This window comes from Microcoleus sp. Pol1C5 (assembly GCF_036701115.1).
Lineage (GTDB): Bacteria > Cyanobacteriota > Cyanobacteriia > Cyanobacteriales > Microcoleaceae > Microcoleus.
The window spans coordinates 1-16,082 of sequence record NZ_JAUBQE010000023.1; the positions used below are offsets into that span (position 1 = coordinate 1).

Annotated in this window: 11 protein-coding genes and 1 pseudogene; 4 read left to right on the top strand and 8 right to left on the bottom strand. The window is 42.8% G+C overall.

The window, feature by feature from the left end; translation table 11 throughout:
* Positions 1-241 precede the first annotated feature (241 nt).
* Complete coding sequence (locus QUA23_RS14370; RefSeq protein WP_333077148.1) at positions 242-1,159, top strand: fructosamine kinase family protein; 918 nt, start codon at positions 242-244, stop codon at positions 1,157-1,159.
* 79 nt (positions 1,160-1,238) lie between these two features.
* Here the strand turns inward: QUA23_RS14370 and QUA23_RS14375 are convergent, their stop codons facing one another.
* Entirely contained in the window at positions 1,239-2,939 is a 1,701-nt protein-coding gene (locus tag QUA23_RS14375; RefSeq protein WP_333077147.1) for an ABC-F family ATP-binding cassette domain-containing protein, read from the bottom strand.
* A gap of 411 nt (positions 2,940-3,350) precedes the next feature.
* Between QUA23_RS14375 and QUA23_RS14380 the strand changes: the two genes are divergently transcribed.
* On the top strand, positions 3,351-3,995 hold the full coding sequence (locus QUA23_RS14380; protein ID WP_333077146.1) for a Uma2 family endonuclease: 645 nt from the start codon (positions 3,351-3,353) through the stop codon (positions 3,993-3,995).
* Positions 3,996-4,107: 112 nt separating this feature from the next.
* On the opposite strand, the gene QUA23_RS14385 is transcribed toward QUA23_RS14380, so the two are convergent.
* The 4 genes from QUA23_RS14385 to QUA23_RS14400 form a co-directional block, all read right to left on the bottom strand.
* A complete protein-coding gene (locus tag QUA23_RS14385) occupies positions 4,108-5,127 on the bottom strand; it encodes a hypothetical protein (protein WP_333077145.1) in 1,020 nt (339 codons plus the stop codon).
* A gap of 246 nt (positions 5,128-5,373) precedes the next feature.
* A complete protein-coding gene (locus tag QUA23_RS14390; RefSeq protein WP_333077144.1) occupies positions 5,374-8,829 on the bottom strand; it encodes a hypothetical protein in 3,456 nt (1,151 codons plus the stop codon).
* 118 nt (positions 8,830-8,947) lie between these two features.
* On the bottom strand, positions 8,948-9,673 hold the full coding sequence (gene rph, locus QUA23_RS14395; RefSeq protein WP_333077143.1) for a ribonuclease PH: 726 nt from the start codon (positions 9,671-9,673) through the stop codon (positions 8,948-8,950).
* A 133-nt stretch (positions 9,674-9,806) separates the two neighbouring features.
* The gene (locus QUA23_RS14400; protein WP_333077152.1) at positions 9,807-10,364 is read right to left on the bottom strand and encodes a nucleoside monophosphate kinase; all 558 of its coding nucleotides are present in this window, start codon (positions 10,362-10,364) and stop codon (positions 9,807-9,809) included.
* Between the two features lie 356 nt (positions 10,365-10,720).
* On the opposite strand from QUA23_RS14400, the gene QUA23_RS14405 reads away from it, so the two are divergent.
* Complete coding sequence (locus QUA23_RS14405) at positions 10,721-11,248, top strand: P-loop NTPase family protein (RefSeq protein WP_333077142.1); 528 nt, start codon at positions 10,721-10,723, stop codon at positions 11,246-11,248.
* Between the two features lie 128 nt (positions 11,249-11,376).
* On the opposite strand, the gene QUA23_RS14410 is transcribed toward QUA23_RS14405, so the two are convergent.
* Positions 11,377-11,556, bottom strand: a complete 180-nt coding sequence (locus QUA23_RS14410; protein WP_333077141.1) for a hypothetical protein — start codon at positions 11,554-11,556, stop codon at positions 11,377-11,379.
* 302 nt (positions 11,557-11,858) lie between these two features.
* Complete coding sequence (locus tag QUA23_RS14415; RefSeq protein WP_333077140.1) at positions 11,859-13,358, bottom strand: GUN4 domain-containing protein; 1,500 nt, start codon at positions 13,356-13,358, stop codon at positions 11,859-11,861.
* A gap of 687 nt (positions 13,359-14,045) precedes the next feature.
* Between QUA23_RS14415 and QUA23_RS14420 the strand changes: the two genes are divergently transcribed.
* The gene (locus tag QUA23_RS14420) at positions 14,046-15,419 is read left to right on the top strand and encodes a hypothetical protein (protein ID WP_333077139.1); all 1,374 of its coding nucleotides are present in this window, start codon (positions 14,046-14,048) and stop codon (positions 15,417-15,419) included.
* On the opposite strand, the pseudogene QUA23_RS14425 reads toward QUA23_RS14420, so the two are convergent.
* Positions 15,419-15,539 (bottom strand): annotated as a pseudogene (locus QUA23_RS14425) (IS5/IS1182 family transposase); the annotation flags it as partial. The gene QUA23_RS14420 and the pseudogene QUA23_RS14425 sit on opposite strands and share 1 nt — an antisense overlap.
* Positions 15,540-16,082 lie beyond the last annotated feature (543 nt).

The window sequence follows — 16,082 nt, forward strand, 5'->3', positions numbered from 1 at the left end:
AAGGCAGAGATTTTTGAGAAGAGTTATAATTCGCAAAGCCTTTGCCAGATAAGCTTTGCGAGTTTTGGGAGATGTCTTTTGGTTACTGGTTGATAAAATAGCTCGATGCCTGAGATATTATTTGATAATACACACCCTCTTTCTGAGCTTCAGATAGGGGTTTTGTTGTTTTTGCGGATTAAGTTGCCATACCTGTTAAACTAATTCCGATCGCCCTCAACCCTCAACACGATTTGATGCTATGTGGGACAAAATTGCCGCACACATCTGTGAAACAACCGGAGAAACATTTTCTCTCGACAATCGGCGTTCTGTCAGCGGTGGCTGCATCAATCAAGGCTATTATATCAGCAGCAGTTCCCGCGCTTACTTCGCGAAAATCAATCAAGCTTCCCAAGTCGCGATGTTTGAAGCTGAAGCGCTGGGTTTGCAGCAAATGGGGGAAACCCAGACGATTCGAGTGCCTGAGCCGATTTGCTGGGGAATAGAGGGAAATTCAGCTTATATTGTGCTGGAATGGCTGGATTTGGGAAGTCGCGGTGGCGATCGAGCTTGGGAAGAAATGGGGCGAGAACTCGCCGAAATGCACAAATACACCCCCCCCAACCCCCCCTTGCTAAGGGGGAGAGAAGAGCCTAATTCGGGCTTGTGGAGGGGAGTTTTTGGGTGGGATATTAATAATACGATCGGATCAACTATACAAATTAATAATTGGACGGCAAACTGGGCAGAATTTTGGACAGAACATCGGATTGGTTATCAGTTAAAACTGGCTAGGCGTCGGGGCGGTCATTTTCCGCAAGGGGAAGGTTTATTAGAGATGATTCCTGAATTGTTAGCTGGTTATGAACCTCAACCCTCGCTAGTTCACGGGGATTTGTGGGGGGGAAATGCGGGGGTGACATCTGCGGGGGAACCGGTGATTTTTGACCCGGCGGCATATTTTGGAGATAGAGAAGTTGATCTTGCGATGACTGAGCTATTTGGGGGATTTTCGGCGCAATTTTACCGGGGATATAATCAGGTTTGGCCTTTGGATTCAGGGTATGAAGAACGCAAAACTCTTTATAATCTATATCACATTTTAAATCATTTTAATTTGTTTGGTGGGAGTTACGAGTCCCAGGCGAATCAAATGATTAATCGAATTTTGGGTTAGTTAAGAATCAAATTCTTTTTTAACCGCAGATGCACGCAGATAAACGCGGATTTAAGGTTTATCTGCGAGGGTTACAAGTTTATTTTTGCTTAGCAGCAGCTTTTTTCTTTGCCTCTTTTTCGGCTTTTTTAGCCACTTTTTCTGCTTCAAGTTTGGCTAACTTAGCTAGCTCTTTTTCCTCAGCAATTTTATCGAGATAGTAGTGGTAATCTCCCAAATAAGGGCGAAATTCTCCATCCCGAATCTCGACAATTTTGTTAGCTACTTGGGAGATGAAATAGCGATCGTGCGAAACGATAATTACAGTACCGTCATAATTCTGAATCGCCTCTTCCATCATCTCTTTCGCCGGAATGTCGAGGTGATTTGTCGGTTCGTCCAAAATTAGCAAATTCACGGGAGTCAACAGCATTTTTGCCAAAGCGAGGCGGGCTTTTTCGCCGCCGCTTAAAGCGCCAACCTGTTTGAATACTGTTTCGCCAGTAAACAAGAACCGCCCCAATAAAGTCCGAACTTCTTCATTTTTCCAGTCCGGTACTTCGTCGTGAATGGTTTCCATCACGCTTTTATTCAAATCTAAGGCTTCTGCCTGATTCTGTTCAAAGTAACCGGGAATGACGTTGTGACCTCCCAATTTGACCGTACCTTCGGTCGGCTTTTCTAAACCCATAATCAGGCGCAGTAGGGTTGATTTGCCGGCGCCGTTGGGGCCTAGAAAGGCAATGCGATCGCCCCGTTCAATCAACAAGTCGGCTCCCAAGAATAGGATTTTTTCCCCGTACGTATGCACCAAATCTTCAATTATTACTACTTCGCGGCCGCTGCGGGGTGCGGGGGGAAAGCGGAAATGCAAAGTTTTTAATCCGCCGGTGGGCGCTTCGATGCGTTCGATTTTGTCTAACTGTTTCTCGCGGCTTTTGGCTTGGGTGCTGCGAGTGGCGCTGGCGCGGAATTTTTCTACGAATGCTTGCTGTTTTTCGAGTTCTTTTTGCTGGCTTTCGTAGGCGCTGAGTTGGGCTTCTCTGGCTTCTGCTTTTTGCAGTAAATAAGAGGAATAGTTGCCGAGGTAGGTACTGGAAACGCCGCGTTCTGTTTCGACGATTTGGGTGCAGAGCCGATCGAGAAATTCTCGGTCATGGGATACGATTACCATCGGGGTTGTCAGCCCTTTGAGGTATACTTCCAGCCATTCGATCGTTTCTAAGTCGAGGTGGTTGGTAGGTTCGTCGAGTAGCAGGATGTCGGGTTTTTGGAGGAGAATTTTGCCCAAACTCATCCGCATTTGCCAGCCGCCGCTGAACGCGCTGACTAATCGATCGCCATCTTCGGGTTCAAATCCGATTTCGGGCAGAATTTTCTCGATTTGGGCTTCTAAACCGTAGCCGTTTAAGCCTTCAAATTGCCGTTGCAGCCGATCCATTTTGTGGATCAGTTCGTCGAGATTTTCTGGGGAGGAGTTTTCCAAGTCTCGATGGACTTGCATCAGGGATTCGTGGACTTCGTTGGCTTCGCTGAAGGCACGCCAAAATTCTTCTTTGACGGTGCGAGTCGGATCTACTTCAAATTCTTGGGAGAGGTAGGCGATGTGCAAGCTGGCGGGGCGAATAACTTCGCCGGCGGTGGGTTCGATTTCGCCGGCGATGATTTTGAGTTGGGTGGATTTACCGGCACCGTTAACGCCGACTAAGCCGATGCGATCGCCCGGTTTGACTTCCCAGGTGACATCTTTGAGTACGACGCCTGTGGGGTAAATTTTACTGATGTGTTCGAGTCGCAGCATTGTTGTGGGGACTGGGGAAGGGCAGGTTTAGCGGCGGATGGGATGCCGGCGCTGAGGTCGAGTTAATCTTAACAAATTTTAATTATATTTAGACAGTGGCAATATTTTGATTTGGTGGGACTTACGCGAAGAAACGGGGTTTCTATGAAAAATCGCAGATTCTCCACTAGAAATCTACGAAGAAACCGGGTTTCTGGTCTCGACGTGGGTTCAGGACTATTTGGGTGGGGCGATCGCTGCCGATCCTACGAGTCAATAAACTTGTCAATAATCCGCTATGTTTTTCGTGGTTCAGCAGCCTCAATGCTCTTATAATGAAAGTTTCAGAGGCGTTCTCACCCCCTCAGTGCGTTTCGTAAAGCTGAGTTTTGCTAAGATTTTATAAATAAGCTAAAAAGCAAGCAGGTAGCCATGACAGCCACCCTGATTCAAACCCCACAACCGGGAGTTGTCCTGAAAAATATTAGTTGGCAGACTTACGAATCTTTGGTAAACGAGTTAGCCCAACAGCGGGGAATTCGTTTAACTTACGATCGCGGAACATTAGAAATTATGACTCCATCAGATCCCCATGAAGGTAATAAACAAATCTTAGGACGTTTCGTAGAAACTGTCACCGAAGAATTAAATGTAGAAATTTGCAGCTTGGGTTCTAGAACTTGCAAGCGGGAAGATTTGGCTCGCGGATTAGAACCGGATCAGTGCTACTATATCGAGAATGAGCGACTTATTCGAGCTGTAAATCAAATTGACTTAAATGAATATCCGCCACCTGATTTAGTAATCGAGATTGACCTTACTAGCAGTTCTATCAACCGCATGGAATTGTATGCGAGTTTGGGGGTGCAAGAGGTTTGGCGTTATGACGGTTCGCGTCTAATATTCTATCAGTTAGAAGGTCAGGAATATGTTGAACGGGAGGTTTCTCCTCACTTTCCTTTTTTGTCGCCATCTGAGATTATGGGATTTTTGGAAATGCAAAAAGATGTGGGTGAAACGTCGATGATTCGAGGGTTTAGGCCGTGGGTGAGGAGTCAAATTCAGTCAGAGGAATGAAAGGGCGATCGCCTACGGGATAGCTCCGCTTCACGCTCTTTTTTAAACCGATACTATCGCGCAGGCGGGAGGCTCGTGCCACGATGAAGGCGGATAGATAAAAGGGCGATAGTCAAATATTCGAGCTTTTGAGAAGCACATCGGGTTTTCTATGCCAAGTATTCAGCTTTTCTCCATCTATTACACCATTTTTTAGCCGATACACACCATAAATTTCTAGGCGTCCAGGCCATTCATTATAATTTCCACCAATCAATTGACGTTCTCCTAATACTGTCCAAATAATATCTAAATTATTTTCACTTAGAAAGTTAACCAGTTGATTTTTGGAGATTAAAAAGTTTGCTGGGGACAGTTGATTTAAAGGATTAAACGCCACAACTTCATTGTTTGAATTCCTAAACTTCAAATATTCTCCTGACCATCTTAATTCCCTATTCTTCATTAGCCAAGCGGAAGGAATTAAAGCAGATATTGTTTCATCTGTTGAACAATCAAAACTACTACTAAAAGAATATCCGGTTGTTGTTACAACGACTGGATAAGGTAAATCTCCGTCTGTACTATTTATTTGAGGAACCCAAGAATTAGCTTCAATCCATTTATGATAAGGTAAACCCCAAGAAAATTCGCCAATAAATATATCAGAAATTTCTCCAGATTCTGGCATCCATCTCCCTTCAAAATTCTTATCTTTTAACCATTGGTAGGTTTCTTCCATATTTTCACAACGCACAATATAGCTTCGTATCTGATACCACATTTGTCGTTGAGAACTTTGATATTTTTCTTCTTCTAAAGGTTCTTTTTCTTCCCAACTATAATGACCTTCTAGAGTTAACCAAACTGTTCGATCATTAGGAGTAGTTAATTCAATGAGTTGACATGGATCCGGACAGTCATCTTGTTGCTTTATCCAGTCTATCTGTCCTTGTTTATCAACTTCGTCAAATATATAGTCGATAGGTTTTAACCAACTTTTTTGATTATTTTGTTGAGATTCAGGAAGTTGTTTTAACAAAAAGGATGGATCGATATCTCGGATTCCTATCTGCCAAGTTCCTTCATAAACAGATGATTCAGATGCTTCATCCAACCCAGAAGAAACTGTAAACTCTAAATTATCTGCCATGCAACCAAGAAATTCATGAAGGGCAATCCATTGGTATTTCTTACCAATTCGTTCTGGTTTATCCGCAGCACGACCATTACTACCACAACGCCCATCAAACCAACCGAACTTTTCAATTGTCCATCCTAATTCAAGAACTCGCTTAACAATCCAGCGTTTTGCAATAGAAGTATCGAACCGACATTCATCTTCTCTTGGATTTTCTAAAAATTGTACAACATACTTTTCAAAAAATTCTGTTTTTTCCTAGTCAATAATTTCATAAAAAGATGCTTTGCCAGATGTAATAGCTTCCTTTAATTCTTCATCTGTAAACTCTTCTTCAAAATATTTTATACGACTTTCAGGCTCTAGTTGTTTATACAACTTGACATTCTCGGATATTGTTTTATATTCTTCCCATACTGGTTTCTGTGTAGTTGTAAGAGAGTCTATAAATTGCTCATATCTCTGTTTTTTAGTGGGTTCATTTGGCTCTCCTAATATAGAGGAAGACCAGTAACGAGTACGATATTCTATAACATACCGAGAAAAATCGCCTCCCATAAAATAGTCCATAACTGATGTATAGAGAACATCAAGGCTCCATTTAGGATCTTCTTTAAAACTATTAAATTGAGTTTTCTTTGAAACCCTTCTTAGCTTACATATAATTAAAGACTTTGACTCCCATGACTTAAATAATAAAAGTAATAGTAATAGAGGTATATTGATGTCAAAATCAAGCTTTATTAATTCAATATATAGTTTTAATTCTTCTTCTGTTGGTAGATCGAAATTCCAATCACTTTTATAAGGGGGATGAGTTTTATCAATATCTACCTTGTCTGATAAAGTACCCAGATGATTAGCTACTTCAATAACACCACGAGCATAATCACGCAAAAGTATATGTACTGGTGGTGTACCTTCTTTAAATACCCATTCATAGATTTTGTTTGCAAGTTCTCCTATTTTGTCAGCATCATTGCTAACCATTGCGACTCCATAAGCAACAGCATAGAGCCGTTCTAATACATAAATATCATCAACTTCTAAAAACTGCTCGATAACTTTGACTAAAACTTGAGGTCTTGGATGTAGCATTGAAACAAGAGCTTTTGTTGCACGATCGCGAAGAAAACGATGAGATATTGTTAAAAACCATGTCAAAGCAATTGCACAAAGTTCGATGGATTCATCTGAGATATGGTCTTTTTCGGCTTCCCAGACCCATTCAAGTAAACGATCGACTGCCCCTTTTTGTTCATACTGATCGAATAAATAAATAGACCAAATTGCATCGCGATCTGGCATTCTGAGATTTATGAGATGACGATGAAGAGATTTTGCATTTAAAGGATGTTCAGGATCGGTAGCTACTGTCAGTAGTACATTATAAACTTTTTCTTCGTTTCCTTCTTCTTGGAATATTTCATCAAGATAATCTTTGGTTGTTTGAGTTATTTTAGTGGGATTACGCCAAATAAGACTTTGTAAAAATGGATGTTCAAACCACCATAATCTAATTGATGTTAATTCCATTACTTCTTTTCCAAGTCGTTCAGGAATTTGAATACATAAAGCTTCCAGTAAACCACTTATACTCTGTGTATTCCATCTAGCTGCTACTAACCTACCTAGCGGTTTATTTTCATCAAATGATTCAGTTGGCTTGTCTTTATCAAGGTAGTTTTTCAGCAAATAACGGACTATTAAATGATCGCTAAATTTTTCGTAGGGAAACTTAATAATATCAATCTTTTGATTTTGTTCTTCTTCATATTCGTCTTCTGAGGCACGATAAATTAAATCTTCTGATAGTAACCCCTCAGCAAGCAGGTGAGAAAATAAGCTCTGTGAAAAAATCTTATTAGGCAAGAAATAATTAACAATACTTTTTGCTTCTTCTCTATGTATCCAAGGCTGTTCTTTTTCTGCTATTCTACAGGCTAAAGCTTCTACTGATTTTCTTACTAAATTAGTCTTATCATCATAATCGAGTCGTACACATAAAACCTCATTAACTGAATCTATAAATAGATTAAAAACAGCAGTAATCCCCTTCATGCCTTTAGGGATTCGTGTTAATTTACGATTTTTAATACCTTTACAAAGTGTTTTTAAGAAAAGTGGATTAGAAAACTCTGGAACTAACAAAGGAACGTTAGGATGTTCAATGCCATAATGAGAAAAAAAGGTTTTAGTAGCAATATATTCATGGTTAGCAAATCCATGATGTTCAACTGTAACTAACTTTTCTGGAACAATGCTTTTTGGTATTGTTACGCTTTCGTATGAAGTACGACAGCTTACTGCAATAGTAATGCGTGGATAGTTATGCAAAACAGCTAACATACCTGCTAGTTCCTTTTTCCATAAACCTTTATCATCACTCTCATTAAGAGCATCAATCAAAATCATTGCATGACTACCACAAGCTTGTGCAGCAGCATCTAATGCGCCTAAAAACTCGTCACGCTGACAAGAAAGGTGCAATCTCTGCATTATTTGAATCCAAGGGTTGCCTTGACAAAAGTGCTGACCCAATAAAATTATGGTCGGAAGTGAGTTATCAAGACGATGTTTAGCTATATCACAGAAGAGATGAGTTTTACCTGTTCCAGCTTCACCCGTAAGTAGAAGTGCGCCTTGATTACACGCAGCAGTAATATCACTGGTAGCAAAATCGTAAATTTCAATTCCTATTTCTTTTACTTTTGAAATTTTATAACGAACTGTTTGTAATAAGTCTTCAATTGAACGATGAATGTCTCTATTTTCTATTTTTTCTCCTTGGTCTTCGTTATGAGATGGATTCACTTGCCGAATTTGTGTGTAACTATCATATTGAAAAACTTTTTTTGACCAACAAGCAATTAAATCAAAATCAATGGGTGACAATTCCTGTCTATCAGATGCTTTTTTCAATGCAGTGATGAGTAAGTTGACATCTTTACTCAGATCGTTTAAAGAGTTAGCTACATTAGGAACTTTCTCCTGTAAGTCTTCTGATAGCTTGGCATCTTTCCACTTTCGACAAAGCTGACTGTATAAGTTATCAATGCGGTCAAAGAAAATATCTGTTCTACCAAGTCCTTCAAATATTTGAGCTTGTGGTAAATCAACATGAATTTCTGGTGTGTATCGTGGGCAAGCATTTTCTCTAACTTCTTGAAAACGCTGAATCATCCATTCATTAGTTAGTTCTTGTTTATTAAACCAAAAATAGGCACGACCAGCATACTGAGGTTGTGGGCGAGAAAGCCTTTCAAGAATTTCTGATTCTCCCCAATAAACAAACTGAACTGTCATATCACGTTCTTTAGCCCATCCTTTCCATTTTTGAACACCCTTATCCCAGCGATCCATTTGGGATTGTTTTCCGTCCTGGCGTCCTTCAGTACGGTTAATGGGCAAACAGACTATATATTCAGTTAAATTTGGATGTTTATTCAAAGCTGTTTCAACAGAGTCATCAATTTGTGTCCATTGACTAGAGCCCAATCCATCAGGAAAATATTTTGCTTGCCAAGCCTTCTCATTTCCATTAGGTAATCGCCAGTAACATTCAACACCACCATCTCCTCCAGCACCTTTGCGACGAAAAATAGAGCCTTTTGGTACTTCCTCAAATGATGCAAGTTGACAGCATAGTTCTTCAAATCCTTTATCTTGACTACCTTTGTGAGTGCGAATGTCTTTTAAATCGATTTTAGTCATTACTAATACTCTCCTAGACAAAACTAACGTTCTACTTAGCTAATCTCTGATTCACGGACAGGCTTATATTTTATTCATCTGCCCGATCGAGTACATAAAACTGACTGCTGACTAATGACTAATGACTGCTGACCAAAGCTTGCCGCTGAGCGTCCAACAATTCTTGAATCCCGGTTTCTGCCACATCCAAAATTTGATTTAACTGACTCCGGCTGAAACTTCCTGCTTCCGCCGTTCCCTGAATTTCGATGATATTCAAATCTGCATTCATCACCACATTGCAATCAATTTCAGCCGCCACATCTTCCAGATAATTCAAATCTAAAAACGGCTCCCCTTCCAAAAGTCCGACAGACACCGCCGCTACTTGACGAATCATGGGCGATCGCACTAAATCACCTTTTTGCACCAACTTATTCAAAGCATCAGCCACAGCCACAAACCCGCCAGTAATTGAAGTCGTGCGAGTCCCCGCATCCGCTTGCAAAACATCCGCATCCACAAGTATGGTGCGTTCCCCCAATAATTGCATATCCAAGCACGATCGCAAACTGCGTCCAATCAACCGCTGAATCTCTTGAGTCCGTCCCGATAATTTCATAAATTCCCGCTCTTGTCGCTGCGGGGTAGAACCAGGCAACATTCGGTATTCCGCTGTCAGCCAACCTTGTCCGGTATTCTCCAGAAATCTCGGCACTCCCGGCTTGATTGTAACGCTGCAAAGTACCTGAGTATCGCCACTTTTTGCTAGCACGGAACCGCTAGCAAATTTAGTAAACTGTCGATCGAAACTAATCGGACGAAGTTGATTTGGTTGTCTGCCATCTGGACGCTGGAAAGACATAATATTTAGGTGATTGGTAATGGGTAATTGGGCATTAAAAATTTAAAATAGGGTATTAATCTTCCGGTTTTTTTTTATTCGGTAAATATGCAGTCATTCAATCTAAAATCTAAAATCTAAAATGCTATGACGATTAGCCCTTAGCCTCGATTAACTTGAGAATATCCTGCTGGACTTGTTGTGGGGGTTGAGCGCCATCAATAGTTAACAATTTGTTGCGGTATTCGTAATACTCTAAAAGAGGAATAGTGCGTTCGTGGAACAAATCGAGCCGACGCTGTAAAATTTCAGGGTGGTCATCCGATCGATCGCGCTCGATCGACCTGCTCAGCAAAACCTCGATCGGCACTTTCAGCCAAACTGCCCAATCTAGCTCCTGCGCCAACTCCTCTAATAAAAAATCCAACTCCTCAGCTTGAAAAGCAGTTCGCGGATAGCCCTCCAATACCCAGCCATTAAAGACATCCCACAGCAGCAGTCGGCGGCGAAAGAATTTAATCATAGTTGCGTCGGGAACTAATTCCCCTCTTTCGACATAAGACGCCGCCAACTTGCCTAAATCTGTGTCTTCTGCGATCGCCTCCCGTAGAATGTCCCCCACAGCCAGCAAAGGAAGGCTCAAATTGCTGCACAGTAGTTCAGCCTGAGTTCCCTTTCCCGCTCCTGGCCCTCCCAGAATCACCACTCTCACAGTCCCTGCTCCTAGTGCCGCGACATTCAAATTTTACGCGATGTGTGTACCTTTTCTGAAAAGCCCTAGACGCAGCGAGACTCTCATCACCTTGGTTTTTCACCCTATAACTGTATAAATGTCAAGCTCCACGCCGTATTTTCCTAAAAAACCCCGTTTCTGTGTAACTGCTAATTGAGTTCAAAAATCGCACAAACGACTGCGAATGCCACTGCCGCGAGCTTTTGACAACTTGTATATCTAGTGTTCGATCCGATGTGCACTCGGCCCCGTACACTATATATTGTCAAGCAGGCTTCAGCCACGCCAAGGTCGGAGCTGCACTCAAGACTTAGTTGCTGATTAAATATTGCCCTATGGTTGCTCAGTTACAAACCCCTAAACTAAATTTAAACCACAGCTTGCCCTACACAGTTCAAGGGCTGGTGCAAGTCTTTACAGGCCCGCACCGCTGCTTTTTTACCAGTGTGATGGCTCAAGCCCTCAGAATTGCAGGACAGGGAGCTCCCGTGCTAGCTGTGCAGTTCCTCAAAGGGGGAATTAATCAAGGGCATCAGCATCCGGTGCGGCTGGGGCAAAATTTAGATTGGGTGCGCTGCGATTTGTCACGCCCGATTGAGAATGCTGATTTAGATGAGCTGGAGACGCGATCGATCGAACAATTGTGGCAGTATGTTCAAAATGCGGTGCGCGAAGGTCGTTATTCCTTAGTTATTCTCGATGAATTGAGTTTAGCTGTTAATTTGGGGTTGATTCCCGAAGCCGAAGTGGTGGCATTGATTGACAGCAAGCCGCATCATTTGGATATGATTTTTACCGGGCCATCCATGCCCCAAAGAATTTTGGATGTTGCCGACCAAATTACTGAAATTCGCCGCAGTTAAGGACAATGATTCAAGTTGCGATCGCTTTTTTAGCGGTCGCATTTTTTATGTAAAAAAACAGTATCAAAAAAAAGAGGCGATCGCTTAGCTCAAAGAGCGATCGCACGCTGATCAATTTACCAGCGACGTTACGCTTGAACTACCGGATCGAAAACAACACTCAATCGATCCGCCGGCACCATCCGCTTGAGAATTTTCAAGTGACCGTCTGCATCAGACCAACTGCGAAACTCACCCACAACCACCTTTTCCACATTTGGAAGCGAGCGAACTATAGTCCACGGCTTGAGACGTTTTTCTTGCAACATACTAGATAAATCTCCTTGGTAAATTGGAGCAAAAGCCAGTCCCCATGGTTGGCCACGGTCGAGGACTGGCTTTTGACTTTGCAAACTTGCCCTTCTCTAAGAACATAGCACAAAAAAAAGGGTTTGTGATTATATCTTATTTTTCGCTTTTTTTAGAGCTATTTTCTACATAACAGATGATTAAACTCAAAACTTGTTAACTCTTTAATTCCCAACTCAAAACTATTTCATGACAAACACTTCGACTTCGCTTGGGGTGCAGCCTGACTAATAAATTCTGCCTTCTACCTTCTACCTTCCTTCTACAAATCCCGCCGCGACAGCAGAAACCAGATCCCACCCAAACCCAAAACACCGCACAAAACCCCGCCTTCCCACCCAAAAACAGTCCCCCCCGGCAAATGTCCAGGCTTTGCTTTAGAAGTAAAATTCAGCTCCGAATAGTATACCCACTGGCTGTTAACCCGCCAGCCCACGCGATCGCCAAACTTCTCCCAAACTGTAGCATCATAAACACCAGGCTTTCCCCCCAACTTGAGCCACAAACCCTTTTGCACAGAAAAACCAAATCTGCGGTGACTGTGCCGCACCCAAAGTTGATCGATAGTCTGCAAATCCTTAGCTGGAAACTTCCTAATATCTTCCTCGCTCAAATAACCCCGTGAATTTTGCTGCATCACCTCCAGCATTTTCGCAGAAGTTTCCTCATCAGCACCCCGCCAATTTTTAGCAGCCAGCAGCCTTGCCAAGTGAGAATAATCAATACCTTTTTCCGACTCTAAATTCACAGAAATTAGCGGAGTCTCAGTCACAGGTTGAGTCGGAACCGAAGGACTAACAACAGTTGCCTGCTGCGACTTTTCCAGCACGGGGACAACAACAACAGGAGGTTTTAAAGCATCCAAAACTTCCACAGCCGATTTGTAGCGATCTTTAACATATTCCTGAATCAACTTATCCAAAACCCGACCTAAATCCTCGCTAATTTGTGTTCCTTTTGGCAAAGCCTCCCTCCAAAGCCAGCGGCCTTCAAGTGGATCGTAAAGGTCATCGTGAATGTCCCCATAGATATCCAGGTAAGGCATAACAGAAGTCAGCAAGCGGATGCAAGTCACCCCCAAACTATAAAGGTCGCTAGCAGGAACAGCCCTACCGTGACGCTGTTCAAGAGCCGCGTAGCCGGGAGTTCCCAACTTAGTTCCTGTTTTGGTCGGAGCAGCAGCTACTACCTGTTTAGAAACCCCAAAATCTATTAGCACTAACTTACGATCGCGAGATCTGCGGATCACATTCTCAGGCTTAATATCGCGGTGAATTACATTTCTGTCGTGAACAAACTTCAGTAAAGGCAACAAATCTAACAGCAGTTCGCAAGTTTTAATTTCGCTATAAGCACCGTAGTTATCTAACTCATCCTTTAAATTATTGCCATCAATAAACTCTTGGACTAAATACAAGCGCCCATCTTCCTCAAAATAAGAAATTAACTGAGGAATTTGCGGGTGCTTCAGTTCGTATAACCGCCTTGCCTCTTGTTCAAACAGTCGAACATATTTTTTAAAATGACCGGGCTTCCGCTGAAATTCTTGAGGGGGTGACAACTGTTTAATCACGCACAATTCCTCAAATTTTCCATGATTAACAGCTCGAAAAGTCCTACCAAATCCCCCGTCGCGCAGCGGCTCAGTTGCTGAATAAAGGTCTTTTAGCAGCAGCTTTGAACCACAATTAAGACAATACTTTGTGCCTGGTGGGTTCTGACGCTTGTCTCTTGGGCAATCGAGATTAAGGCAGTATGTCATATATTAAAAAAATGCGAACAAAATTATACTCAGGGTTTTATATTATTCAAGAGTCCGATCGCGAGCTGGTTTTTGTAGAGGCGAGACCTCGAACCTTACGGAGACGGCAGCCACCCTCGCGCTCGGAGGGGGCGCTCTCACCAAACTGCCCCTGAGCAAGTATAACTCTCTTGAGGGTTGGACCTCAAACTCGAAGTCCATATCTAACCTTAGACTCCGCTCCGTGCAAAACATTTGATTTAGCGGTCAAAGAGCCAGCAGATCAAACAGAAATAGTAATTTATTACCAGCCCCGTGAGTTCTGCAACGCCAAAAAAACTGAGGATTCCGCCTGAGATATAATTTTATTGCCAGAGAGAAGCACGCTAACGGGAGCCACAGCTTCCGTCAAGTTCGATCTACTTTAATATCTTACCCGGATAATTTTTAACTTAACCAGGCATAATTAACAACCCAAAAATCCCCAACAAACGCACGTTAAAATCAATAATAGCTTCCTCGATCGCAACCCGATCCAGACCAGACACTTAGCCAGTTTTCCCTGTTTCCTTTTTTCAGCTATTACCAGTTATATCTAATTCGATCGGTCTACTTAATTAGGAATCGCCAGTGACACCAAAACTACAGCCCTCTCCCACTCCAAACTCCCGCATAAAATCACCAAAAGTACCATGGTTCGAGCGGTTCATGGCACTGGTCGCCCTAGGAAATTTAAGTCTAGTATTATTTGACATAACTTACGTCCCCGGTCGAGATTTCTACCTCCGGCAACTGCCAGTTCTAACTCAAGTATACGACCCATTTAAAGGAATTAAACCCCACCGAGACACCCAGCAATATCTAGAAACCTTAGAGGAGTTAAAAATTCAAGTAGTTCAAACAGGGTTGCCCTCTCCCCAAGTAGCAGCAAAATTGCAGGAAATAAACACTCTGAGCGCGAAAATGATCGACGAAGATCCCTTTCGAGTAGCATCAAAAAGCGGCACCCTAGAAAAAATCAAAGACCGGATGCGCCATCGCGTCCCAAATCCGCAAGACTCCGCTAAACAATCATTCCAAACATTCTGGAGTCCTGACTATTTAAACAAACAAGGCTGGCAAAAAGAAATCAAGTGGTTTGACTCCAAAATCAAGCCATTAATCGCCACCAACTATTTCCGCGAGATTGGAGAAAACGGCGAATTCACCGATAACTTCTGGCTAATTGACCTGCCATTCATTGCCATATTCGCGATCGAATTTCTCGCCCGTACCTACTTGATCAGCCGCCGCCACCGCAGCGTCACTTGGCGATCAGCTATGCTTTGGCGATGGTACGACATCTTTCTGCTCCTCCCATTCTGGCGCCTGTTGCGAGTATTACCTGTCACAATTCGCATCCACCAAGCCAAAATGCCGGATCTCCAACCCATACGCACCCAAATCAGCCGAGGTTTCGTCGCCAACTTCGCCCAAGAATTGACCGAAGTAGTAGTAATTCAACTCATCAACCAGATGCAACAATCAATTACCACAGGCGAACTAGCTCGTCAACTATTTCAATCTAAAAAACAGCGCTATCTAGACATCAACAATATCAATGAAATAGAAGCGATCGCCACCCATCTAGTCCAAATAACCGTCTACAAAGTCCTCCCCCAACTCCAGCCAGACCTAGAAGCCCTTCTGCGGTACAATATTGAAACCTTCCTCAAACAATCCCCCCTGTATGAAGGATGGAAGCAAGTACCCGGTCTGGGTAACCTGCCCGGACAGCTAGCAGAGCAATTAGTTGCAGAACTCTCAAAATTAGTCACCCTCGGCCCCCAAGATGCCTACGAAGCCTTCAAAATCGCCAGCGAAGACCCCATAAGCATCAAACTCTCCAGCCAGCTAGTCCAACATTTCGGGCAAGCTTTAGGAACCGAACTGCAACAGCAGCACACCTGGCAAGAAATACAACTGCTGCTGTGCGACTTCCTAGAAGAGTTCAAAATCAACTACATTCAGCGGTTGAGCGAAGAAGACTTCGAGAAAATTTTAGAACAAGCCAAAGAATTGCAACGGATAGCCCCGCGTTAGGGCAAGTCTCCCCAGGCGATGCCCCCTTGGTAGCGGTACAACACCGCTTCGACGAACAACCAATTGTAAGCAGACTGTCCCACCCACATCACCTTCACGTCCGCGCCACAAATCTTTGATCCTTTCCCACTGTTAATCCTGTAGGGCATAACGGCGACTTGTCATGGCGATGAAATCCTTCTAGTCGGCTGTATCTCTCCTTTACCTTTTTTTTCATCAACTGATGACAAACCCTAGCCTCTCGGATTTGAAGAACCTTAAAATCCTTGCCAGCCATGTGTTCACCTCTAATACCAAATTCACTATTAAGCTGAGAAAGTGTCGCAGAATTAAAAGAATAGCCTCAGCTTTCTCCTGTGTCATAATCCCCTCTGCTCCCTCGCTCTAGTTATTTTTTTCTTCCCCAATTAGCAATTAGCAATTACCCTGCTGTAACTCTTGCAAATAAAACTTGCTGGAATTGTAAAGTTTCATCTGCGATCGGCATTCTCTACGAGAGTCATCTACAGGTTTGTGCATCAAATCTTCAGCGCGGTAGTGAGTTAGACCGCCGTTACGGTTCTCAGCGGCCTGCGTGTCATTTTTTTAGCGAGAAAGGTCTATTTTTTTTAGACGTATATTATATCACTTTATATGTAAGTTTAATGAAATTATACTTTTTAG

What these genes read in the sequence shown, in the direction of transcription:
- QUA23_RS14410 (WP_333077141.1), bottom strand. Translation starts at nt 11,556, where the DNA reads ATGTTGCAAGAAAAACGTCTCAAGCCGTGGACTATAGTTCGCTCGCTT.
- QUA23_RS14420 (WP_333077139.1), top strand. Translation starts at nt 14,046, where the DNA reads ATGGCACTGGTCGCCCTAGGAAATTTAAGTCTAGTATTATTTGACATA.
- QUA23_RS14385 (WP_333077145.1), bottom strand. Translation starts at nt 5,127, where the DNA reads ATGGCAGATAATTTAGAGTTTACAGTTTCTTCTGGGTTGGATGAAGCA.
- QUA23_RS14390 (WP_333077144.1), bottom strand. Translation starts at nt 8,829, where the DNA reads ATGACTAAAATCGATTTAAAAGACATTCGCACTCACAAAGGTAGTCAA.
- QUA23_RS14370 (WP_333077148.1), top strand. Translation starts at nt 242, where the DNA reads ATGTGGGACAAAATTGCCGCACACATCTGTGAAACAACCGGAGAAACA.
- QUA23_RS14405 (WP_333077142.1), top strand. Translation starts at nt 10,721, where the DNA reads ATGGTTGCTCAGTTACAAACCCCTAAACTAAATTTAAACCACAGCTTG.
- QUA23_RS14375 (WP_333077147.1), bottom strand. Translation starts at nt 2,939, where the DNA reads ATGCTGCGACTCGAACACATCAGTAAAATTTACCCCACAGGCGTCGTA.
- QUA23_RS14380 (WP_333077146.1), top strand. Translation starts at nt 3,351, where the DNA reads ATGACAGCCACCCTGATTCAAACCCCACAACCGGGAGTTGTCCTGAAA.
- QUA23_RS14415 (WP_333077140.1), bottom strand. Translation starts at nt 13,358, where the DNA reads ATGACATACTGCCTTAATCTCGATTGCCCAAGAGACAAGCGTCAGAAC.
- rph (WP_333077143.1), bottom strand. Translation starts at nt 9,673, where the DNA reads ATGTCTTTCCAGCGTCCAGATGGCAGACAACCAAATCAACTTCGTCCG.